17 protein-coding genes and 1 pseudogene are annotated in these 20,997 nt (G+C 65.4%); 12 read left to right on the forward strand and 6 right to left on the reverse strand.

Going from position 1 to position 20,997, the window contains the following annotated elements; genetic code table 11:
* Positions 1 to 18: 18 nt before the first annotated feature.
* Complete coding sequence (locus tag IB273_RS18795) at positions 19 to 1,503, forward strand: helicase HerA-like domain-containing protein (protein WP_192224740.1); 1,485 nt, start codon at positions 19 to 21, stop codon at positions 1,501 to 1,503.
* A gap of 156 nt (positions 1,504 to 1,659) precedes the next feature.
* Here IB273_RS18795 and IB273_RS18800 read toward each other — a convergent pair whose 3' ends face one another.
* The 4 genes and pseudogenes from IB273_RS18800 to IB273_RS18810 all read right to left on the reverse strand — a co-directional run bounded on the left by IB273_RS18800 (position 1,660) and on the right by IB273_RS18810 (position 6,217).
* Positions 1,660 to 3,549, reverse strand: a complete 1,890-nt coding sequence (locus IB273_RS18800; RefSeq protein ID WP_192224741.1) for a methyl-accepting chemotaxis protein — start codon at positions 3,547 to 3,549, stop codon at positions 1,660 to 1,662.
* 433 nt (positions 3,550 to 3,982) lie between these two features.
* On the reverse strand, positions 3,983 to 4,747 hold the full coding sequence (locus IB273_RS31955; RefSeq protein WP_412548088.1) for a methyl-accepting chemotaxis protein: 765 nt from the start codon (positions 4,745 to 4,747) through the stop codon (positions 3,983 to 3,985).
* A 90-nt stretch (positions 4,748 to 4,837) separates the two neighbouring features.
* A pseudogene (locus IB273_RS31960) lies at positions 4,838 to 5,878 on the reverse strand (cache domain-containing protein); the annotation flags it as partial.
* Between the two features lie 144 nt (positions 5,879 to 6,022).
* Positions 6,023 to 6,217, reverse strand: a complete 195-nt coding sequence (locus IB273_RS18810) for a Flp family type IVb pilin (RefSeq protein ID WP_138212932.1) — start codon at positions 6,215 to 6,217, stop codon at positions 6,023 to 6,025.
* A 376-nt stretch (positions 6,218 to 6,593) separates the two neighbouring features.
* Here IB273_RS18810 and cpaB point away from each other — a divergent pair, with 376 nt between their 5' ends.
* The 9 genes from cpaB to IB273_RS18855 all read left to right on the forward strand — a co-directional run bounded on the left by cpaB (position 6,594) and on the right by IB273_RS18855 (position 15,951).
* Positions 6,594 to 7,514 carry a Flp pilus assembly protein CpaB gene (cpaB, locus tag IB273_RS18815; protein ID WP_081517523.1) on the forward strand — a complete coding sequence of 307 codons (921 nt, stop codon included), beginning with the start codon at positions 6,594 to 6,596 and terminating at the stop codon, positions 7,512 to 7,514.
* Between the two features lie 15 nt (positions 7,515 to 7,529).
* On the forward strand, positions 7,530 to 8,762 hold the full coding sequence (locus IB273_RS18820; RefSeq protein WP_192224742.1) for a type II and III secretion system protein family protein: 1,233 nt from the start codon (positions 7,530 to 7,532) through the stop codon (positions 8,760 to 8,762).
* A gap of 65 nt (positions 8,763 to 8,827) precedes the next feature.
* Positions 8,828 to 10,012 carry a type 4b pilus Flp biogenesis protein TadZ gene (gene tadZ / locus IB273_RS18825; RefSeq protein ID WP_045209663.1) on the forward strand — a complete coding sequence of 395 codons (1,185 nt, stop codon included), beginning with the start codon at positions 8,828 to 8,830 and terminating at the stop codon, positions 10,010 to 10,012.
* Positions 10,009 to 11,256 (forward strand): type 4b pilus Flp biogenesis ATPase TadA, encoded by a 1,248-nt coding sequence (tadA, locus tag IB273_RS18830; RefSeq protein ID WP_192224743.1) that lies wholly within the window; start codon positions 10,009 to 10,011, stop codon positions 11,254 to 11,256. Before tadZ ends, tadA begins: the two co-directional genes overlap by 4 nt.
* Positions 11,253 to 12,140, forward strand: coding sequence for a type II secretion system F family protein (locus IB273_RS18835; protein WP_081517526.1), 888 nt, complete (start codon positions 11,253 to 11,255; stop codon positions 12,138 to 12,140). Before tadA ends, IB273_RS18835 begins: the two co-directional genes overlap by 4 nt.
* A 10-nt stretch (positions 12,141 to 12,150) precedes the next feature.
* Positions 12,151 to 13,059 carry a type II secretion system F family protein gene (locus tag IB273_RS18840; RefSeq protein ID WP_081517527.1) on the forward strand — a complete coding sequence of 303 codons (909 nt, stop codon included), beginning with the start codon at positions 12,151 to 12,153 and terminating at the stop codon, positions 13,057 to 13,059.
* Positions 13,056 to 13,856 (forward strand): hypothetical protein, encoded by an 801-nt coding sequence (locus tag IB273_RS18845; protein WP_192224744.1) that lies wholly within the window; start codon positions 13,056 to 13,058, stop codon positions 13,854 to 13,856. The genes IB273_RS18840 and IB273_RS18845 overlap by 4 nt, the downstream gene beginning before the upstream one ends.
* Before the next feature lie 19 nt (positions 13,857 to 13,875).
* Complete coding sequence (locus IB273_RS18850; RefSeq protein ID WP_081517529.1) at positions 13,876 to 14,157, forward strand: DUF3613 domain-containing protein; 282 nt, start codon at positions 13,876 to 13,878, stop codon at positions 14,155 to 14,157.
* Positions 14,158 to 14,175: 18 nt separating this feature from the next.
* Positions 14,176 to 15,951 (forward strand): pilus assembly protein TadG-related protein, encoded by a 1,776-nt coding sequence (locus IB273_RS18855; protein WP_192224745.1) that lies wholly within the window; start codon positions 14,176 to 14,178, stop codon positions 15,949 to 15,951.
* A 24-nt stretch (positions 15,952 to 15,975) separates the two neighbouring features.
* Here IB273_RS18855 and IB273_RS18860 read toward each other — a convergent pair whose 3' ends face one another.
* Together IB273_RS18860 and IB273_RS18865 are read right to left on the reverse strand one after the other, a co-directional pair.
* Complete coding sequence (locus IB273_RS18860) at positions 15,976 to 16,809, reverse strand: response regulator transcription factor (RefSeq protein WP_192224746.1); 834 nt, start codon at positions 16,807 to 16,809, stop codon at positions 15,976 to 15,978.
* 150 nt (positions 16,810 to 16,959) lie between these two features.
* Positions 16,960 to 17,439 carry a prepilin peptidase gene (locus tag IB273_RS18865; protein WP_081517532.1) on the reverse strand — a complete coding sequence of 160 codons (480 nt, stop codon included), beginning with the start codon at positions 17,437 to 17,439 and terminating at the stop codon, positions 16,960 to 16,962.
* Positions 17,440 to 17,713: 274 nt separating this feature from the next.
* Here IB273_RS18865 and IB273_RS18870 point away from each other — a divergent pair, with 274 nt between their 5' ends.
* The gene (locus tag IB273_RS18870; protein ID WP_081517533.1) at positions 17,714 to 18,184 is read left to right on the forward strand and encodes a TadE/TadG family type IV pilus assembly protein; all 471 of its coding nucleotides are present in this window, start codon (positions 17,714 to 17,716) and stop codon (positions 18,182 to 18,184) included.
* Between the two features lie 8 nt (positions 18,185 to 18,192).
* Positions 18,193 to 20,973 carry an ATP-binding protein gene (locus IB273_RS18875; RefSeq protein WP_192224747.1) on the forward strand — a complete coding sequence of 927 codons (2,781 nt, stop codon included), beginning with the start codon at positions 18,193 to 18,195 and terminating at the stop codon, positions 20,971 to 20,973.
* Positions 20,974 to 20,997: the final 24 nt, after the last annotated feature.

Below are 20,997 nucleotides of genomic sequence, written 5' to 3' on the forward strand. Positions count from 1 at the left end.
ACTGAAGGGGAACAACGGATGTCAGCCACCAACGAACTCATCATCGGCGCCGGGCCCGACGGGCAGCCGGTCGGCCAGTCCTGGAAACTCGCCAACCGCCACGGCCTGATCGCCGGCGCCACCGGCACCGGCAAGACAGTGACGCTGCAGCACCTCGCCGAATCCTTCAGCGACGCCGGCATCGCGGTGTTCGCCGCTGACATCAAGGGTGACCTGTGCGGCATCGCCGCCGCGGGCAACCCACAGGGCAAGGTGGCTGAACGCATCGCCAGCATGCCCTGGCTGAACCACAAGCCTCAGGCCTACCCGGTGAGCATCTGGGACGTGGCCGGGAAGACCGGTCATCCGCTGCGCACCACGCTGTCGGAGATGGGCCCGCTGCTGCTGGCCAACCTGCTTGAGCTGACCGAGAGCCAGCAGGCGGCGCTGTTCGCCGCGTTCAAGGTGGCCGACCGCGAAGGCCTGCTGTTGCTCGACCTGAAAGACCTCAAGGCGCTGCTTAACCACTTCAAGGAAAACCCGGACATCCTCGGCGAAGACCGTGCGTTGTTCACCGGCGCCTCCTCCCAGGCGTTGCTGCGGCGACTGGCACTGCTGGAGCAGCAGGGAGCCGAGGACTTCTTCGGCGAGCCGGCGTTGCAGCTGGAAGACCTGCTGCGTCCCGAGGCCGACGGCCGTGGCCGCATCCACCTGCTGGACGCCAGCAAGCTGGTGCATGACGCCCCCAAGGTCTACGCTACCTTCCTGCTCTGGCTGCTGGCCGAACTGTTCGAGCAATTGCCCGAGCGCGGCGATGCGGACAAGCCCATCCTCGCGCTGTTCTTCGATGAGGCGCACCTGCTGTTCAACGGCACGCCCAAGGCCCTGCAGGATCGCCTGGAGCAGGTGGTGCGGCTGATCCGCTCCAAGGGCGTGGGTGTCTACTTCGTTACCCAGTCGCCCGGCGACTTGCCAGACGACGTGCTGGCGCAACTGGGCCTGCGCACCCAGCACGGCCTGCGCGCTTTCACCGCCAAGGAACAGAAATCCCTGCGCGCGGTGGCCGACGGCTTCCGGCCCAACCCGGCTTTCGACACCTTGAAGGTGCTCACCGAGCTGGGCATCGGCGAGGCGCTGGTCGGTACGCTGGAGGAGAAGGGCACGCCCGCGATGGTCCAGCGCGTGGCCGTAGCGCCTCCGCAGTCGCGCATCGGCCCGCTGACCGATGCCGAGCGCGCCGATGTCATCCGCCGTTCGCCGCTGGCCGGTCGCTACGACCAGCCGATCGACCGCGAGTCCGCCTACGAGAAGCTGACCGGCCGCGCGGACAACAAGATGGCACCGACCGAGCAGAAGGAAGAGAAGGGCAGCGGCACCGATTTCGGTGACATGGCCGGCGAGATTCTGGGTTCGCTGGCCAGCCAGGTCAGCAAGACGGTGGTGCGCCAGGCGGCGAACCAGATCGGCCGGCAACTGGTGCGCGGGTTGATGGGCGCGCTGCTGGGCGGTAGCAAGCGAAGATAAGATCGTAGGGCGGATAACGCGCCAGCGTTACCCGCCGTTGTGGCATCGGCGGATAACCCGTTCCGGGTTATGCGCCCTACGTCCCCCTGTTGGCGGTGGACTCTGTGCTCGCGAACAAAAAAGGCGCCGCAAGGCGCCTTTTCGTCTCCGCCGGAATCAGATGCGGAAGCTGTCCACCAGCTGGCGCAGGCGGCCAGCCTGGTTCTCCAGGTCAGCGCAGGCGCGCAGGGTGGCCTGGAGGTTTTCCACGCCTTCCTGGTTCAGGGTGTTGATCTCGGTGATGTCCATGTTCAGCGAGTCGACCACGGCGGTCTGCTCCTCGGTCGCAGTGGCCACCGACTGGTTCATCGAGTCGATCTCGCCGATGCGGTGGGTGACGCTGGCCAGGCGCTCGCCGGCGCGGTTGGCGATTTCCACGCTTTCCAGGCTGTAGCGCTGGCTTTCGGTCATGGTGTCCACGGCTTCGCGGGCGCCGACCTGCAGTTCTTCGATCATCTTCTGGATCTGCTGCGCCGACTCCTGGGCGCGGTGTGCCAGGTTGCGCACCTCGTCCGCCACCACGGCGAAGCCACGGCCAGCTTCACCGGCGCGGGCGGCCTCGATGGCGGCGTTCAGGGCCAGCAGGTTGGTCTGCTCGGAGATGCCCTTGATCACCTCCAGAATCTGCCCGATGTTCACCGTGCGGCTGTTCAGCGCTTCGATGTTGGCGCAGGCGGAGCTGATCTTGTCCGACAGCAGGTTCATTGCGCTGATGGTCTGCTCGACCACCTGACGCCCGTCACCGGCCTGGTGCGAGGCGTCGGTGGCGTGGTGCGAGGCATCGGCGGCGTTGCGCGCGATTTCCTGGGCGGCGGCGCCCAGCTGGTTGATCGCTGCGGCGACGCTGTTGGTGCGGTTGGATTGCTCGTCGGAGTTGCTCATGGACGAGTTGGAGGCATTCACCACCAGTTGCGAGACGTCGTGCAACTGGCGTGCGGTGGAAGCCACTTCGCGGATCGATTCGTGGATACGTTCGACGAAGCGGTTGAAGGCATTGCCCAGCACGCCGAACTCGTCGTTGCTGGCGACCTTCAGGCGCTTGGTCAGGTCGCCTTCGCCCTGGGCGATGTCCTGCATGGCTCGGCCCATGGTGGTCAGCGGCTGCATCAACACGCGGATCAGCATGCCCAGCAGGAGCAGGATGGCGACGATGGCAATCGCGGCAGCGACGATGGCCGAGGCGCGGAACTTGCTCAGCATGGAGTAGGCGGCGTCCTTGTCGATGGACAGGCCGATGTACCAGTTCACCGACGGCAGTCCCTTCACCTGGGTGAAGCTGAGGATGCGTTCGTGGCCGTTGAGTTCGGCCTCGCTGAAGCCGCTGCCGATCTTCGGCGTGTTCTGCGGGTAGACGTCCGCCAGCGTCTTCATGATCTGGTTCTTGTCCGGGTGCACGAGGATCTTGCCGTCGCCGCTGACCAGGAAGGCGTAGCCCATACCACTGAAGTCCAGCGAGTTGATGATCTCCACCAGGGTCTGCAGGCCGAGGTCGCCGCCGACCACGCCCAGGGTCTTGCCGCCGGCGCGCGCGGGGGTGGCGACGGTCATGATCAGTTGCTGGGTGGCTGCGTCGATGTAGGGTTCGGTCAGCGTGGTGCCGCCGGCCGCGACGGCATCCTTGTACCAGGGGCGGGTGCGCGGGTCGTAACCGTCAGGCATGGCGCTGTTGGGGCGCATGGTGAAGGTGCCGTCTTCCTGGCCCAGGTAGGTGAAGTTGAAGGTCTTGCGCAGGGTGTCCTGCTCCAGCAGGCCGGTCAGGTGCTCGGGCGAGCTGTCGCGGGCGAGGGTCTGGGCTGTGCTTTCGATCAGCAGCAGGCGGCCGCTCAGCCAGTTCTGGATGTTGCTGGCGCTGACGTCGCCCATCTCCCGCAGGTAATCCTCGAGGTCCTCGCGGATCGCATTGCGCTGCAGGTAGTCGTTGTAGAGGGTGAAGAGGGCGAATGCCGAGAAAACAACAAGAGAGGCGGCCAGGAGGATCTTATGGCTGAATTTCAGGCTCTTGATCATGCTGCGTCGAGTCCGGAGGTAGTGGGATGCCTGAGCGGCGTTGGTCCGGGCGACAGATCCGGTGTCGCCGCAGAACGTCCGTCCCCGTGGTGTGAAACGGACGGCGCCGGCGCGGCGGATAACCGTGCGGGCGTGGCCGGAACTCCCTTGTACCGGCGGTGACGACAGGCCCGGTTTGTTGGTTGGTATCAAAGGCCTTCACCCTTGATTTCGGCGTGCCCGGTGGAAGCTTGAGGGAGTCGGACGAACGGTAGGGGCGGCTCTGTGGCGGGTGTTTCATGGGTGATACAGGTCGACGCCGAGCCGAAACCAGAGAACAGGGGATGTTCGCGAGCCAGCTTGCTCCTGCAGGGAGCTGCGGTTTTACCTGGGAGCGAGCTTGCTCGCGAACAAAAAAGGCGCCAGAAGGCGCCTTTTTTATTGGCTGCGGCGATCAGATGCGGAAGCTGTCCACCAGCTGACGCAGGCGGCCGGCCTGGTTCTCCAGGTCGGCGCAGGCGCGCAGGGTGGCCTGCAGGTTTTCCACGCCTTCCTGGTTCAAGGTGTTGATCTCGGTGATGTCCATGTTCAGCGAGTCGACCACGGCGGTCTGTTCCTCGGTAGCGGTGGCGACCGACTGGTTCATCGAGTCGATCTCGCCGATGCGATGGGTCACGCTGGCCAGGCGCTCGCCCGCGCGGTTGGCGATCTCCACGCTCTCCAGGCTGTAGCGCTGGCTCTCGGTCATGGTGTCGACGGCTTCGCGGGCGCCGACCTGCAGCTCCTCGATCATCTTCTGGATTTCCTGCGCGGACTCCTGGGCGCGGTGCGCCAGGTTGCGCACTTCGTCCGCTACGACGGCGAAGCCACGACCGGCTTCACCGGCACGGGCGGCCTCGATGGCGGCGTTCAGGGCGAGCAGGTTGGTCTGCTCGGAGATGCCCTTGATCACCTCCAGAATCTGCCCGATGTTCACCGTGCGGCTGTTCAGCGCTTCGATGTTGGCGCAGGCGGAGCTGATTTTGTCGGACAGCAGGTTCATCGCGCTGATGGTCTGCTCGACCACCTGGCGACCGTCACCGGCCTGGTGCGAAGCGTCGGTAGCGTGGTGCGAGGCATCGGCGGCGTTGCGGGCGATTTCCTGGGCGGCGGCGCCCAGTTCGTTGATCGCCGCGGCCACGCTGTTGGTGCGGTTGGCCTGCTCGTCGGAGTTGCTCATCGAGGAGTTGGAGGCATTTACCACCAGCTGCGAGACGTCATGCAGGTTGCGCGCAGTGGAGGCCACTTCGCGGATCGATTCGTGGATACGTTCGACGAAGCGGTTGAAGGCGTTGGCCAGCACGCCGAATTCGTCGTTGCTGGCGACCTTCAGGCGCTTGGTCAGGTCGCCTTCGCCCTGGGCGATGTCCTGCATGGCGCGGCCCATGTCGGTCAGCGGCGCCATCAGCACGCGGATCAGCATGCCGAGCAGGAACAGGATGGCGACGATGGCGATGACAGTGGCGACGATGGCGGTGTTGCGGAAGTCGCTGAGCATCGCATAGGCAGAATCCTTGTTGAGCACCAGTGCGACGTACCAGGTCACGCCTGGCAGGCCCTTCACCGGCGTCATGGAGACCAGTTGGTCCTCGCCGTTGATGCTGACTTCCTGTACGCCCGGCTGCACCTTGGGTGCGCCCTGCTGGTAGACCTCGCCGAGGCTCTTGAAGATCAGGCTGCTGTCCGGGTGCAGGAGGATCTTGCCGGCATCGCTGACGAGGAAGGCGTAGCCGTCGCCATCGAACTTCAGCGAGTTGATGATCGCGGTGATGGTTTCCAGCTTCATGTCGCCGGCGGCCACGCCGACCAGCTGGCCGTTGCGCATGACCGGCATGGACATGGCGAGAATCTGCTCGTTGGTGCCGGCATCGAGGAAGGGCTCGGTGACGATCAGCCGGCCAGCGGCCACGGCGTCCTTGTACCAGCCGCGGGTGCGCGGGTCGTAGCCGTCGGGCATCGGCGCATAGGGGCGCATGGTGAACACGCCGCTGGCGGCCTCACCGAGGTAGACCGATTCGAAGTTCTTCTGGAACACCTGCTGCTCCAGCACGTGCTGGATGCGTTCGGGCGTCGGCTCGCCGTCGGCCAGTTGCGCCGCTTCCGCTTCCACCAGTTGGATGCGACCTTCCAGCCAGCTGTGGATGTTGCTGGCGGTCAGGCTGCCGACCTCGGAGAGGTAGGATTCGGTGTCGGAGTGGATGGCCTCGCGCTGGCGCAGATCGTTGAAGAAGATGAAACAGGCGAAGGCGAAGGTGACCACGAGGGAGGCTGCCAGGAGGATCTTCCTGGAGAAGGACAGCGAACGAAGCATCGGTAAAGCATCCTGCTGTAAAACGGGTTTGAGCAGGTTGTATCGGCAGGGGCGTGATGATCTTTAGAAGAAATTCGAGGGCAGAAAAACAAGTTCCCGCGCAAGGCGCGGGAACTTATGAATAGGGTGATTCAGGAGTTACTGTTATTTCGCTTTTGCAACTTCAGTCTGGATGGTGGTCATGATCGCACCCAGGTCGGTACCGATCAGCGCGGCGCCGGTGATAACTACCACCGAGATCAGGCCCGCGATCACCGCATATTCAATCGCTGTCGCCCCTTCCTTGTCAGCCGCGAATGCCTTGGCCATGCAGAACAGTTTCAGGGACAGGTTTTTTATTTTCAGTTCCATCGCGGGTGCTCCCTCGAATACCACCGGGGCGGCGCCCCGACTTCATCGTCAGGCTAGGCGTCGTATGGCTGAATGCAATTGTTCAAATAGCGCTAATACCAAAGTTATAACCCTCTCGGCATATAAATAATTGCAGGTCGTAAATTTAACCGGCGTGGTTGACGCTCTAAACACAGCTACTAGATTCAGCCATGGCACAACTGAAAACTGATTATGAGGAATGGTTCTTATCGAACTTCCTCGCCTGGCCGAAACAACAATAAAGGTCTGAAGGACAAACTCCGGTGCTGCCGGTAACGGACTTCTTACGACAAGGCCGCGGACCCTCCGGTCCGCATTTCCGAGATCGCCCAAGGATGTGGTCATGAATAGCAAGGTGCTGATGGTATTCGCCGGGCTGTTGCTGGTGTGCGCCGGTGTGGTGGGGTATCTCGGACTCAAGGTCGGCAAACCGGCCGCGCCGGTTGCCGGCGTGGTGCAGGAGGTGGCGCCGGCGGCAATGGCCGAAGCCGACAAGCTGCAGCGCACCGCCGTGGTGGTGGCCGCCCGTGACTTGCCTCCCCTGGCGGTGATCGGCAAGGACGATGTCAGCGTGGAAATGCTGCGAACCGCTCCCGCCGGCAGCTTCCCCAAGCCCGAAGCCGTGATCGGCCAGCGCGTCTGGGTCGCCGTTCCAGCGGGCAATATCCTTACCTCCGCCGTGACCGAACCGGGCGGCCCTCTGGCTCGTACCATCCGGCCGGACGAGCGCGCCATGGCGATTGCCGTGGACGAGGTCATCGGTGGCGGCGGTTTCGTGCTCCCCGGCGATTACGTCGACGTCATGCTCTTCGTCCAGGACCAGCAGAGCACCGAGCGCAGTCTCAGCGCCCAGGTGGTGCTGCCCGGCGTGCGGGTGCTGACCTACGGCGAGCAGATCGCCGTTTCCACCGACGGCCAGGCGCGCAACGCCGGCGATCCCAAGGACAAGACACCCAAACCGCCGCGCACTGCCGTGCTGGCAGTGCCCGCCGAAGCCGCCTCGCGCCTGATGCTCGCCAGTCAGGCCGGCTCCCTGCGCCTGGCAGTGCGCAGCAAGGACGAGAACCTCTACGAGAAGGAGCAGCAGGGCCGCTATATCCAGGCCTCCCTCGGCTCCGCTTCCAGCCAGCCGATCACCCTCGAACAACTCATCGGCAAGCCGCGCCAGGCGCCGGCCCCCGCCGTGCGCCAGGTTTCCGCGCCGCAGGTCGACGCCGGCGTGGTGGTCTACCGAGGCACCACCGTTACCCGTGAAGCACATTGAGCAAGGAGTGCATCGATGTCCAAGCGCTTCATCCTTCCCCTGGTTGCCCTGCTGGCCTGTGCCGTTCACTCCGCGGCGCAGGCCATCCCGAGCGCCTGCGCAGGCTTCGCTGACCAGCAACTGAATCTCGATGTCGAGCAGGGTGCGCAGCGTGACCAGCAACTGCCGGTGCCGATCAAGCGCCTGGCCATCGGCGATCCGAACATCGCCGACGTGCAGGTGCTGGACAAGCGCGACTTCCTCGTCACCGGCAAGGCCGAAGGCCTCACCAGCCTGCTGATCTGGACCGCCTGCAGCGACCAGCCGATGCGCACCGTAGTACGGGTTGGTGCGCGCGCCGTAGGCGACGTGGCGGGTGCAACCGGCGTTGGCGCCGGCAGCCTGCCCAACCAGGTGCAGACCGACATTCGATTCGTCGAAGTCAGTCGCAGCAAGCTCAAGCAGGCCAGCACCTCGCTGGTCCGGCGCGGCTCCAATACCTTCGTGCTGGGCTCGCCGGGCAGCCTGGGCAACCTCACTGTCGATCCCATTGGCAACCTGGACGGCACCTTCGGCAACGCCAATGGCGGCTTCAACATCATCTGGGGCGGTGGCAGCAGCAAGTGGCTGGGCTTCATCAATGCCCTGGAAGGCAGTGGCTTCGCCTACACCCTGGCGCGGCCCAGCCTGGTGGCCACCAGCGGGCAGACGGCATCGTTCCTGGCCGGCGGCGAGTTCCCGATCCCGGTGCCCAATGGCGATAACAACAACATCACCATCGAGTACAAGGAGTTCGGCGTGCGCCTGACCCTGACCCCGACGGTGATGAACGACAAGCGCATCGCCCTGAAGGTCGCACCGGAAGTCAGCGAGCTGGACTTCACCAGCGGCATCCGCACCAACGACATCGCCGTGCCCGCGCTGACCGTGCGGCGCACCGATACCAGCGTGATGCTCGCCGACGGCGAGAGCTTCGTGATCAGCGGGCTGATCAGCAGCAGCACCATCAGCAACATCGACAAGTTCCCCTTCCTCGGCAGTATCCCGGTGATCGGCGCGCTGTTCCGATCTTCGAACCTGGACAAGGACGACCGTGAACTGCTGATGATCGTCACCCCGCACCTGGTACAGCCGCTGGCCGTCAATGCCGCGCTGCCCAAGCTTCCTGGCGAAGGCCTGCGCGACTACGACCCGGGCTTTGGCGAGTTCTACTTCCTCGAGGACGGCCGCTTCGACAAGCGCAAGGCCAGCAGCGGGATGTCGCACTGATGGATACCTACGAAGCGTTGACCCGCCAGAGAGCGGGAGGCAAGGCAAAGCAAGGGAGCACGGGCATGAGTCAGACTTTCGTGGCGCTGGTCCAGCATCCCGGCGAGCAGGAGTGGCTGCAGAGCAGCCTGGCCGGCTGCGGGCAGGTCGTCCTGGCCAACAGCGGTACGCTGGAGGAGCTGCTGTCGCTGCTGGACGTCACCGGTGCGACGGTCCTGTTCACCAGCCTGAACAAGGCCAACCTGGTCTCCCAGGGCTCGCTGATCGAGGGGCTGGTCTCGGCGCGACCGCTGCTCTCGGTCGTCGCCGTGGGCGACGGTCTGGACAACCAGTTGGTGCTGGCCGCCATGCGCGCAGGAGCGCGGGACTTCGTCACCTATGGTGCCCGTGCCAGCGAGCTGAGCGGACTGGTCCGTCGTCTCGGCGGGCGCCTGCCCACGGTGCCGGTGAGCGCCACCCAGCAGGGCGAGCTGATCAGCCTGATCAGCGCCAGGCCCGACGCCGATGGTGCCTTCGTCGCCCTGCACCTGGCCCTGGCGCTGCAACGCCAGGCGGACCATCGCGTGCTGCTGGTGGACATCGGCCAACCCACCGGCGAGGCGCTGGCGATCCTCGGCATGGAACCGTCATTCACCTTCGCTGATGCGCTGCGCAATCTGCGCCGCCTGGACCAGACCCTGATCGACAGTGCTTTTGCCCGCCATGAATCCGGCCTGCGCGTGCTCAGCCTGTCGGACGAACCCGGCGTGCTGGAGCGCATCACCACCGCCGAGCTCTACCTGCTGCTGGGCAACCTGCGCAGTGCCTTCAGCCATATCCTGATCAACCTCACCGGCGTTGCCGAAGGTGAACTCAGCGGCCAGCTGCTGATGCAGGCCAACCGCGTGCTGTGGCTCGTGGACCAGAGCGTGCCATCGTGCAAGAAAGGACTGGAGCGCCTGCGCCGCCTGCGCGAACGCACGCCTGCGCTACCGCGTATCGAGCTGCTGATCGAGCGTTACTGGGCCTCGGTGCCACCGGACGCACCGGCGCTGGGCAAGATGTTCGGCCTGGAACTCTTCGGCGTGCTGCCGGCCTCGCCCGAAGCCCGCCTGCGTGCCAAGAACGTCGGCCAGAGCCTGTTCGACCTGGCTCCGCGCGACCCGCTGACGGTGAAGCTGCGCGACCTGGCGGAGGCGCTGGGCGCCGGCGTGGCCGAGAAGCGCGGATTGTTCAGCTGGATCGGCCGGGCGAAGGCCGCGCGCTCATGAGCCAGCACTACGGCGGTGGTCACGGCCGCCACGACCAGGACCTGCAGACGCTGAAGATGCGCCTGCACCGCTACATCATCGACGAGATCGACGAAGACGGCATGAACCTGCTGGAGGGCGCGCGGCCGGCGGTGGCGCAGTACGTCTCCGAGAAGGTCTGCGAGTACGCCTTGCGCCGCCAGCTGGCGATCTCCCGCTACGAGCTGGACCGCCTTGCCGAGGAGGTGGTGGACGAACTGACCGGCTTCGGTCCGCTGGAAATCCTCCTGCGCGATCCGGGCATCTCGGAAATCCTGGTCAACGGCCCGGACCGGGTGTTCATCGAGCACGAAGGCCGGCTGTACCAGAGCGACCTGCGCTTCATCGATGACCACCATGTGCAGCGGGTGATCCAGCGCATCCTCGCGCCCCTGGGGCGGCGCCTGGACGAGTCCAGCCCGATGGTGGACGCGCGCCTGCCCGATGGCAGCCGGGTCAACGCGATCATCCCGCCGGTGGCGCTGGACGGGCCCTGCCTGTCGATCCGCAAATTCAGCAAGGAGCTGCTCAAGAGTGCCGACCTGCTGGCCTACCAGAGCGTCGACGAAGCGATGCTGGCGTTCCTCCGCCAGGCGGTGGCGAGCCGCTGCAACATCCTCATCAGCGGCGGCACCGGCACTGGCAAGACCACGCTGCTCAACGTCATGAGCAGCTTCATCGACGAGCGCGAGCGCATCGTCACCATCGAGGATACCGCCGAGCTGCAACTGGGCCACGACCACGTGGTACGGCTGGAGACCCGTCCGCCGAATGCCGAAGGCTTCGGCGAAGTGACTGCCCGCGACCTGATCCGCAACGCCCTGCGGATGCGCCCGGACCGCATCATCCTCGGCGAGATCCGCGGCGTCGAAGTGCTCGACGTACTGCAGGCGATGAACACCGGTCACGATGGCTCGATGAGCACCGTGCACGCCAACTCCGCCATGGATTCGCTGCTGCGCCTGGAGATGCTGGTGGGGCTCACCGGGCAGCGCGTGCCGGAGCAGACCTTGAGGCAGATGCTCTGCTCGGCGCTGGACATCATCGTGCAGATCACCCGCCTGTCCAACGGCCGCCGCTGCGTCAGCGAAATCCTCGAAGTGCTGGAGGTGCGTGACGGTGTCTACGTCACCAACTCTCTGTTCAGCCTGGATCGGCGTGGCACCGGGCAATTCGTCCGCACGGCCCAGCCGGGCGGCATCAAGTTTCGCCAGGTGCTGCTGTGAGCGGCGCACTCTGGCTGGTCGTGGCCAGCCTGGCGCTGGCGGCGCTGGGCATGGGGCTGGCGGGCATGAGCTGGCGTGCGCGGCACCATGAGCTGGTGATGCGCCGCCTGAGCGGAGAGACTGTGGTTGCCGGAGGAGGGCGTGCCCGCAGCAGCCACTGGCTGGCGCGGCGCATGCGGCGTGCCGGCATCACCGACATGCGCGGCTGGGTACTGGGGGCCGTGGTGGTTTGCATTGTGCTGGGGCTGTTCGGGCAGCGCCTGGCCGGTCCGGTGGGGGCGCTTTGCGGCGTCGGGGTCGGCGTGCTCGGCTTCCATGCACTGCTCAATCTGCTGTACCGGCGTCGCCTGCAGAAAATGATCCGGCAGATGCCCAACTTCCTCGACCAGGTGGTACGCAGCCTGCACTCGGGGCGAACCCTGGGCGATGCCATCACCCAGGCGGTGAACGCGGCCGACGACCCGCTGCGGGAAATCTTCTCGCTGGTGAACAACCATGTGTTGCTGGGCATCAGTCTGCCAGAGGCACTGCAGGAGGTGGCAGAGCTCTACGACGTGGAAGAGCTGCACGTGCTCTCCCTCGGCGTGGCGGTGAACCACCGTTACGGCGGCAATACCACCGACCTGCTGGAAAACATCATCAAGGTCATCCACGAGCGGGAGAAACTCGGCCGCCAGCTGCGCGCCATGACCGGTGAAACCCGCATGAGCGCCCTGGTGCTGGCGCTGCTGCCGGTGAGCCTGGGCGGCTACATCCTGTTCAGCAATCCGGGCTACCTGATGAACATGTGGCACGACCACGGCGGCCGCCTGATGTTGCTGACTTCCCTGGGGTTGCAGGTGCTGGGGTGCTACACGCTCTGGCGCATGCTCAAGAGCATCTGAGGAGGCCGGCATGCCCCTGATGTACGGATTGATGGCGGTGATCCTTGCCCTGGCGGCGATCCTCCTGCTGCTCTCGCAGAGCCGCACGGCCGGTCGTGAACAGCGCCTGATCGAGCAGCGCCTGGGGGGCGATGCAACGCCGCACGGCGCGGGCCAGCGCATGGCGCGGGCGTTCGATCGGATGAGCGAGAGTGGCCTGGGTCGGCGCCTGCAGCTGCGCGATGAGGAAGTCCGGCTGCTGCTCAACCAGGCCGGCTGGTCCGGCAGTACGCCGCGGCGCATCTACCTGATGTCGATATTCCTGGTTCCCTTGCTGTTCGTGGCCATCGTACTGGTGGTCCTGGCCACGCCGGGGCACGCCCATACCTCGCCGCTGCTGCCATTGTCCTTCGCTGCCGGGATCGGCTTCCTGCTGCCCAAGCGGGTGCTGGCCTACTTCGCCGGCAAGCGCCGTCAGCGTCTGGCGGACGAGGTGATCCTGTTCATCCAGCTGATCCGCATCCTTTTCGACTCCGGTCTCACGGTGGAGCAGAGCCTGAGGGTCGTCAGCCGGGAAGGGCGGAGCATCGTGCCGGTGCTGGTCGAAGAGCTCGACGGTGTGCTGGCGCATGCCGAAAGCGGCCTGGACCTGGCGGATGAGCTGGAGCTGCTTAGCAAGCGCCTGGCGGTGGGGGAACTGAGCGACTGCTGCAACGTGCTGCGCCAGATGCTGCGCCAGGGCGGCAGTGCTCGCGGGTCGCTGCTGACGCTCAAGCAATTGTTCGAGGATCGCCGCCTGACCGGCCTGCAGGAAAAGGTCAGCAAGATGTCGGCGAAGATGAGCCTGGTGATGATGACGCTGCTGTTTCCGGCGCTGCTGATCATCCTCGCCGGGCCCGGCTTCCTCGCGATCACCAAGGCCCTGGGGAGAATGGGATGAGAAACGCGTGCTTGATCGGCCTGCTGGGCCTGACCCTCGGCGGTTGCGCCAACTTCGACAGCCTGGGGGGCGGGCCGAGCGTCGGGCAGAACTGCGACGAGAAGCTCGGCCAGGCGGTGGAGCTGCAGCTCAACCTGGCCCGCGAGATGCTGGACAACGGCCGCGCCCACGCCGCCCTGGCCAACCTGGAAACCCTGCCGCCGAACTCCCTGGAAGTGCGCGAAAGCAAGGCGCTGGCCCTGCGCCGTATCGGTGATCCCAAGGCGCGCATCGTCTACGAAGGACTGCTGGGCACTTGCAAGTCCGCCGAGGCCCATCATGGCCTGGGCCAGATCGCCATGCGCGGCGGCAATACCGTGGAAGCCGAGCGCGAGCTGCGTGAAGCGGCGCGCCTGCAGCCCACCGACAGCGCGCTGCGCAACGACCTGGGTTACGTCCTGCTGCGGCGCGGTGAGCTGGAGAAGGCGCGCTTCGAGTTCATCACCGCCATGGAACTGAACGAACACGACAAGCTGCCGGCCACCAACCTGCTCAGCGTCATGTTCATCCAGGGCGAGAACAGCGAGGCCAGCCGGTTGATCCAGAGTGTCGGGCTGTCCGCCGATCAGGTCCGCGCGGCCCAGGACCAGGCGAGGGACCTGCGCCCGGCAAGCCCCGCCAGCCCGGCCAGCCAGCCGGCGGTGCAGGCCGAAAGCGTGAGTTACGTGGACGATGCGGTGGAAGAGGCGCACCCCGCGCTGGTCGAGTCGACTCCGGCGGTGGCGCGGGACGCCAAGCTGCTGGTCAAGGCCCGCTGAGGTGGGCAGGGAGGGAAGGATGAAGACATGGATTCTGGCCGGCGCACTGCTGGCGACGCCGATGCTGGCCCAGGCGGTGGAGACCACCCACACCGAAGCCGGCACCACCGCTCGTGACCAGCAGGAAGTGCTGACCTGGCTGGACCTGCAGAGCAGCGGCAAGGCCGCCTCGGCCCACCGACAGAGCGCCACACCGGCCGAGCGCGATCGCGCCTACCAGCGCTACCTGAAGAGCTATACCCACGAGATTCCCGAGTACCTGCTCGACGACAACAACGGCTTCAGCACCGACAAGAACTGATCCCTTCCGGAGGCTGCCATGGGACGTGAAAGGCAGCGAGGCGCAATCGGCGTCATGGCGGCGGGAACGCTGCTGCTGGCGCTGATCTGCCTGGCCCTGGTGATCGACACCGGGCGCCTGTACTTCGAACAACGCAAGCTGCAGCGTGTGGCGGACATGGCGGCGCTGGAAGCCGCCACCCAGGGCGGTATGTGCGGCTCGCAGCTGGCCGCCGACATTCAGGGCTATGTCACCGCCAGCGCGGCGAAGAACGGCTTCGTGCCCGGCACCGGCGACACCCTGGTGGGGACGCTGGGCAGTGTCAGCTTTTCTGCCGGTTACGGCAGTGCCGATTCCCAGCGGGTTTTCAGCGCTGGCGGCAACCTGGCGGATTCCGTTCGCGTGCAGGCTACCCACAGCGTTCCCTCCAGCCTGGTGCTCAACGTCGCCAGTCTGTTCAGCGGTGCCTCGAGCACTACGGTGATCAGTGCCCAGGCCGTGGCACGGCGCTCGGCGATGGCGGGAATCTCCGCGGGTAGCGGTGTGCTGAGCCTGGATTCGAGCAACTCGCCGTTGCTCAATGCCCTGCTCGGCGGGCTGCTGGGCACCAACCTCAACCTGGACGTGGTGACCTACCAGGGCATCGCCGGGGCCAACGTCTCGCTGCTCGCCCTGAGCCAGCAGCTCAAGGCCGCCGGGGTGAACCTCGAACTGGGCAAGATCGACAGCCTGCTGGGCGCCAACGTCACCGCTGCGCAGTTGCTCCAGGCCATGGTCAACGCGGCGGACTCCTCACAACTGGCCGGGGTGAATACGGCGCTGCTGCGTACGGCGCTGGCCACCATCAACGTGCCGACGGCGCAGCTGACGCTGGGGCAGATTCTCAGCGTGGTGGCGCCGGACAGTGTGCGCGATACGGCATTGAATGCGGGAGTGAATCTGTTCGACCTGCTGATGGCGACGGCGTTGGTAGCGAACCAGAAGCATGCGGTGGCAGTGCCTGCGCAGAAACTTTCCATTCCGGGCCTGGCCACCCAGACGCTCAGTCTGTCGGTTATCTCGCCGCCACAGATCGCCATCGGCTATCCCGGCAAGAACAGCGACGGCACCTGGCGGACGCAGGCCACGTCGACGCAGATAAGCCTCACGGCTGCGGTGCATGTCGATCTGCTGAATCTGAATCTGGTGACGACCGACGTGGCGTTGCAAGTCGACGTCGCCAAGGGCACTGCGGCGCTGGAGAGCATCAATTGTGGCGGGGTAGGGAAGCCGGTGGAGGTCGATATCCAGGCCAAGCCCGGGATCGCCAATCTGACCTTGAACGCCAGCGTCGGCCTGTTCCCCGGTGCGGATGACAAGCTCAAGCTGGTCAACCTGAGCAATGGCAATCAGGCGACTTCGTTCGCTGCCGGCGGAGAACAGCAGATAAAGTTCAACGTGGCATCGCCCGCTGATCTGCCCAGCGCCGCCAAGCGCGTGCAGAGTCCTCTGGGGGCGTCGTTGGCCGCCGGTGTTGCGGATCTGGCGAAGAATCTCAAGGTCACTGTCACCTTGCCCCCCAGCCTGACTTGCGACCTTCCGCTGGTGGGGTGGTTGCTGTGCCCGCTGGGGCAGTTGGTCAACAGCGTCTCGAGCACACTGATCAATTCCGCGCTGGGAATCGGTAACTTGCTGACGGGTGCCTTGTCGAGCGTCGTGAATCTGCTGGCGACCACTCTGGTCGATCCGCTGCTCAAGCTCCTGGGCATCCAGACCGGCATCCTCGACGTGCGCCTGATCGACCTCCAGACCGGCGGCGCGGAGCTGCTGATCTGAAGGCCGGAGGAGGTGGCGGCGGGCTCAGTGCACCGCGCTGCTCTGCGAGGCGCTGGGGGAGATGGCGAGGGCGAGCTGGGTGCGGTTGTGCATGTGCATCAGCCGCAGCACCTGGGAGACATAGAGCTTCACGGTGTTCTCGGTGATCCCCAGGTCATAGGCGATCTGGTAGTTGGTCAGCCCCTTGCTCACCAGGCGCGCCACTGCCTGCTGGCGCGGCGAGAGTTTGTTGAACAGCGGGTTGTTCACCACCGGCGTCATCTGCTCGGCGTTGCTCGGTGCTGCGCTGGCCGCAGGCTCGGGCTGTTCCTGCTTGAGCACGCTGCTGCTGGCCGGTTGGCCGCCGCCATGGACCTCGTACTTGATCTTGTGGATATCCCGCGAGATCGAGTTGAGCGATTCGGCGAGGTACTCCAGGCGCTGGTTCACATGGCTCAGGCTGAGCTGGCTGCGGATGCGCTCATGCAGGCGCGCCTCCAGGCGTTCCAGGCCCTTGAGCAGGTCCATCGGCGCCACTGGCTTCTGGTAGTAATCGGCGACGCCGACGCGCATGGCCTCGATCACTTCCTGGCTGCCTTGCTGGCCGGTGAGGATGATGGTCTCGAAGAACCGCGTCGCACCGGCCACATCCTTGAGCGCCTCGACCACGCGGATGCCGTTGTCGCGACCCAGACCCAGGTCGCAGATCACCAGGCCGATCGAGGCGTCATCGCGGAATTTCTGCAGGGCGCTGTCCTTGCTGTCGCTGACCACGCAGCGGTAGCCGCTGTTCTCCAGCAGTTCGGAAAGCTCCGCAGTGACCTGAGGCTCGTCATCGATGACCAGCACGCTGAAACGGCGATTGGCCGTTTTTTCCATGACTGCACGCTCCTTGAAAGATTACTTCCATTATTTTTATCGTCCGGCCGTTCAATTACCGTAGCCGGATCGTCCCATCAGGCGATGGGTGGTATTAACCCTTAGCATATAGTCGTTAAGTTTGGACTCTGCCAATTGTCGGAATCATTTTTATTTGAGGAGCGACAGGGTCGTCAGAAGACCGGCGAACAGTGCGAAGATGAAGGGAAATGACTTGAATCTTGACGGTTGCAGTTTGGTTAATTGCGATTTGCAATTAGCCGGTACTTTATCCGAATCAATCAAAAGTTTGCTGGCGAACATCAGCACCACACAGAACAGGCAGGCCAGCGCCAGGGTGTAGAGCACCGTCAGCGGGTCGCTGGCCAGGCCCAGGGCGATCAGTATTTTCACGTCGGCGGCGCCCAGCTTCCCCAGCCAGTAACCCGGCACGCTGAGCAGCGCCGCCAGCAACGCGGCGACCCCCGCGGCAAGCGGCGCATAGCCTGTCAGCGTATGGCCCGTGACCAGCAGGAACAGCAGGGCCGCCAGCGCCCCGCCCAGCGTCAGCCAGTTGCTGACCCGCAGCCGGGTGAGGTCCTGGCTGGCACAGACGGCGAACCAGCCCAGCAGGCAGAGTTTGAACAGCATCGAGAATGTCCTTATCCCGGCACGGCGACTTCGAAGCAGGTTAGTGGAGTTTTAAGGTATCCCCCACTTCAGCGCCATATTGCAATTGAAGCCATGGGTAATCGAGTTTGGCTCGCAAGGTTATTCCGATAGGCCATGAGGGCGAATCCTGGAAGAGCGCCTAGTATTGCTGGAGAACGGTGTTTATCCGACGGCGAGTATCTTCAGTAAAGTTCCGCTGTGCCGACAAGTTGAACGATCATTCAAGTTGCAAGTTGGTCCGGGAGTATTTCGCATGAACGGAGTCGGCGGGCGTGGCACTCAACGAGGCGCGGTGGCTATCGAGTTCGCCGCCGTATTCGTCCTGTTCTTCGCAGTTCTCTACGGACTGCTCGGTTATTGCGTGCCCCTGCTGATGCTGCAGTCGTTCAACGATGCGGCTGCGGCGGGGGCGCGAGTGGCCGTCTCGGTGAACCCCCAGGCACCGGGCGGCTACAACGCCGCGCTCAAGGCTGCCGTGGACAGCGCCGTGACCGAGCGCCTGAGCTGGATGCCGGCGAGCTGGCGCAACGGCTGCTACGGCGGGCAATTCATGGCCACGCCCACCACGGAGTCTGTTTCGGGTCGTGACTACACCCGCGTGCAGGTGTGCGTCAGTTACCCCTACGCCACCTCGCCCATCGTCCCGCTGCTGACCCTGCCGGGAATCGGCACGGTACCGCGCCTGCCCGACGTGCTCAGCGGCACCGCCAGCGTCCTGCTCTGAGGTACTGGATGTTCGATTTCTGGCGCTCCAGGCCTCGCGGCCAGCATGAGATGAATGACAACCCGGTGCCGAGCCGGCCACTGGCGGCACGCAGACGTCCGGCACTGCCGGTGGAAGAACTGACCGAGCCCGTAGTGACCGGCCACTGGGACCTGTGGCTGGAGCTGGACAGCCGCGATCGCGTCATCGCCCGTGGCGGCAGCCAGGCGCACCGTCTGCTCCCGCCGGTGCCGGGCAACGGCGACCTGCCTGGGCTGGGTGACTATCTGGACCGGCGCATTCCCGGTGGCATGCAGGTGTCCAGTCTGCGCGGGGGTGAACGGCTGGACCTGGTGCTGCGCAGCACCGGCGACCTGCCGCTGGTCTGCCGCTTCCAGGCGGTCCTGCAGGCCAACGAGCACTGCCTGCTGCTGGGCACGGACATCTCCGACCTGAACTGGCAGTCCGACAGCCAGCAACACAAGCTGCAATGCCTGAACCTCAGCAAACTGCTGCTGGCGCGCCTGCGCCACAGCTCGCAACGCCGCCTCGGCGAGGCCGTCGGTGAAGTGCTGGAGGCGTTCTGCAGCAACTTCCACATGCGTAGCATGGCCCTGTTGCTGGAAGCGCCGGACCAGAGCCTGCGGGTCTTTGCCTGCTACGTACAGCCCGGTTTCGACAGCCTGCTACGGGAAAACCTGGCCCTGCCCGGCGATGAACTGCGGGCCGCCAGCGGTGCCTGCCTGCTGGGGGCCGATGACAACCCATCGGAGCTGCTGCGTACCTTGTGCTGCGCCCAGCTCTACCTGATTCCGGCCCCTGTGCGCGGTGGGCGGCTGGCCGGGTTGCTGGCCGAACCGATGGAGCATGGCGCCAGCTGGCCGGGGCTGGCGCCGAGCGACTGGCAGTACCTGGCGGAGATTCTCACCAATCTCGTTCACGAACGCACCGAACTGCACAGCCTGCGCGACAGCAGCCGGCGCCTGAATCTGCTGCAGGACATGGTGGGCGGTGGCTGGTGGCGCTTGCGCGTCGACGAGGGCCTGTTCGAACTGTCACCAGCGGTGGCGGCGAGCCTGGGGTTGCCCGCCGGGCAACTGCAGCTGGCGTTGACCGACCTGCTGAGCCAGTTGCACCCCGCCGACGCCGACGAACTCAGCCTGCGCCTGCGCAACCTGCAACCGGGTGGGCGGCTGGTCCAGGACCTGCGCCTGCGCGGTGCTTCTTCCGCTCAGACGCGGCGCTGGCTGCGCCTGCAGGGCCGGCGCCAGGCCCGCGCTGGCGACCAGCTGATGGACGGCGTGCTGCTGGATATCAGTGAAGGCAAGTTGCAGGAAGATCAGGCGCTGGCCGCCCACGCGCGGCTGCGCAACCTGATCGATAGCGCGCCTGTGGTGATCTACGTGCAGCGCGTGGAGGAGGGGCACCTGATCCCCGAGTTCTACAGCGAGAGCGCCGGCAACCTGCTCGGCCTCGACCTGCAGGGCCAGAACTGGCAGGCGCTGGCCGAGCGGGTGCACCCCGAAGACCTGGAGACTTTTCTCGATCGTGGCCGCGAGCTGCTGCGCGAAGGCCGCGTGCGCACCGAGTACCGCCTGTGCGACAGCGCTGGAGAGTGGCACTGGCTGTACGACGAGGCCAAGCTGCTGCGCGACATCCAGGGCATCCCGCAGGAGGCCGTCGGCCTCTGGCTGGATGTCACCGAGCAGCACCTGGCCGCACTGCAGATCGCCGAGAGCGAGGAGCGCTATCGCGTGCTGGTCGAGGACTCCCCGGCGCTGATCTGCCGCTATGACCCCGGCCTGCAGCTGACCTTCATCAACCACACCTTTGCCCAGGTGCTCGGTGAACCGGTGGACGCGCTGCTCGGTCGGCGGCTCGACGAGTGGCTCTCGGAGCAGGATTGCAGCGCCCTGCGCGCGCGCCTGGTGGGCGGCGGCAAGGGGGCGATGGACGATTCCTGGGAGTTGCGCTTCTGCCTCCCCGGCCAGCGCAACCTCTGGCTGATCTGGTCGGACCGGCCGTTGCTGGATGCCGAGGGGCGGCTGGTGGAAATCCAGGCCGTGGGCCGCGACAACACCGCCGTGCGCCACGCCCAGCAGCAGCTGGCCCAGGGCGCGAAGATGGCCAGCCTGGGCGAGATGGTCAGCAGCATGGCGCATGAGATGAAGCAGCCGCTGCACGTCATGCGCATGTCCCTGTACAACGCCCGGCAGAAGCTGGGCGAGCCCGAATACCTGAAGGAAAAGCTCGAGCGTGCGGACGCGCAGATCGACCGGCTTTCGCGGGTGATCAGCCACATGGGGGTGTTCAGTCGCAAGTCGGAGCTGGAGGCCGCGCCCTTCGATCCCTACGACGCCTGCGAAGGCGCCGTTGCCTTGCTGGGCGAGAGCCTCACGCAGCAGGGCATCACCCTGGAATGCCGGCCGCCGGCGCAACGGGTGGTGGTGCGTGGCTATGCCGACCAGTTGGAGCAGGTGCTGATCAACCTGCTGGCCAACGCTCGTGACGCTCTGTTGGGACGAGGAGAAGAGGGCGCGCGCTGGGTCGGCGTGTCGCAGGAACCCTGCACGGACCCCGGCTGGGTGGAGCTGCATGTGCGTGACAATGCTGGCGGCATCGACCCGGCGGTGATCGAGCGCATCTTCGAGGCCTTCTTCACCACCAAGCCCATCGGCAAGGGCACGGGGCTGGGACTGTCGGTGAGCCACGACCTGATCCGCAACATGGGCGGCAGCCTGTCTGTGGATAACTTCAAGGGCGGCGCGCGTTTCGTCATCCGCCTGCCGAGGCAGGCCATGACGGTTTGAGCGTCCGGAAATGAAAAACGCCTG

Source organism: Pseudomonas sp. PDM19 (assembly GCF_014852215.1).
In the GTDB taxonomy this organism is placed as follows: Bacteria; Pseudomonadota; Gammaproteobacteria; order Pseudomonadales; family Pseudomonadaceae; genus Pseudomonas.

Bases quoted from the DNA above. Each gene is read 5' to 3' on its own strand.
- IB273_RS18795 (WP_192224740.1), top strand. From the start codon at position 19: ATGTCAGCCACCAACGAACTCATCATCGGCGCCGGGCCCGACGGGCAG.
- IB273_RS18800 (WP_192224741.1), bottom strand. From the start codon at position 3,549: ATGATCAAGAGCCTGAAATTCAGCCATAAGATCCTCCTGGCCGCCTCT.
- IB273_RS31955 (WP_412548088.1), bottom strand. From the start codon at position 4,747: ATGAGCAACTCCGACGAGCAGGCCAACCGCACCAACAGCGTGGCCGCG.
- cpaB (WP_081517523.1), top strand. From the start codon at position 6,594: ATGAATAGCAAGGTGCTGATGGTATTCGCCGGGCTGTTGCTGGTGTGC.
- IB273_RS18820 (WP_192224742.1), top strand. From the start codon at position 7,530: ATGTCCAAGCGCTTCATCCTTCCCCTGGTTGCCCTGCTGGCCTGTGCC.
- tadZ (WP_045209663.1), top strand. From the start codon at position 8,828: ATGAGTCAGACTTTCGTGGCGCTGGTCCAGCATCCCGGCGAGCAGGAG.
- tadA (WP_192224743.1), top strand. From the start codon at position 10,009: ATGAGCCAGCACTACGGCGGTGGTCACGGCCGCCACGACCAGGACCTG.
- IB273_RS18840 (WP_081517527.1), top strand. From the start codon at position 12,151: ATGCCCCTGATGTACGGATTGATGGCGGTGATCCTTGCCCTGGCGGCG.
- IB273_RS18845 (WP_192224744.1), top strand. From the start codon at position 13,056: ATGAGAAACGCGTGCTTGATCGGCCTGCTGGGCCTGACCCTCGGCGGT.
- IB273_RS18850 (WP_081517529.1), top strand. From the start codon at position 13,876: ATGAAGACATGGATTCTGGCCGGCGCACTGCTGGCGACGCCGATGCTG.
- IB273_RS18855 (WP_192224745.1), top strand. From the start codon at position 14,176: ATGGGACGTGAAAGGCAGCGAGGCGCAATCGGCGTCATGGCGGCGGGA.
- IB273_RS18860 (WP_192224746.1), bottom strand. From the start codon at position 16,809: ATGGAAAAAACGGCCAATCGCCGTTTCAGCGTGCTGGTCATCGATGAC.
- IB273_RS18865 (WP_081517532.1), bottom strand. From the start codon at position 17,439: ATGCTGTTCAAACTCTGCCTGCTGGGCTGGTTCGCCGTCTGTGCCAGC.
- IB273_RS18870 (WP_081517533.1), top strand. From the start codon at position 17,714: ATGAACGGAGTCGGCGGGCGTGGCACTCAACGAGGCGCGGTGGCTATC.
- IB273_RS18875 (WP_192224747.1), top strand. From the start codon at position 18,193: ATGTTCGATTTCTGGCGCTCCAGGCCTCGCGGCCAGCATGAGATGAAT.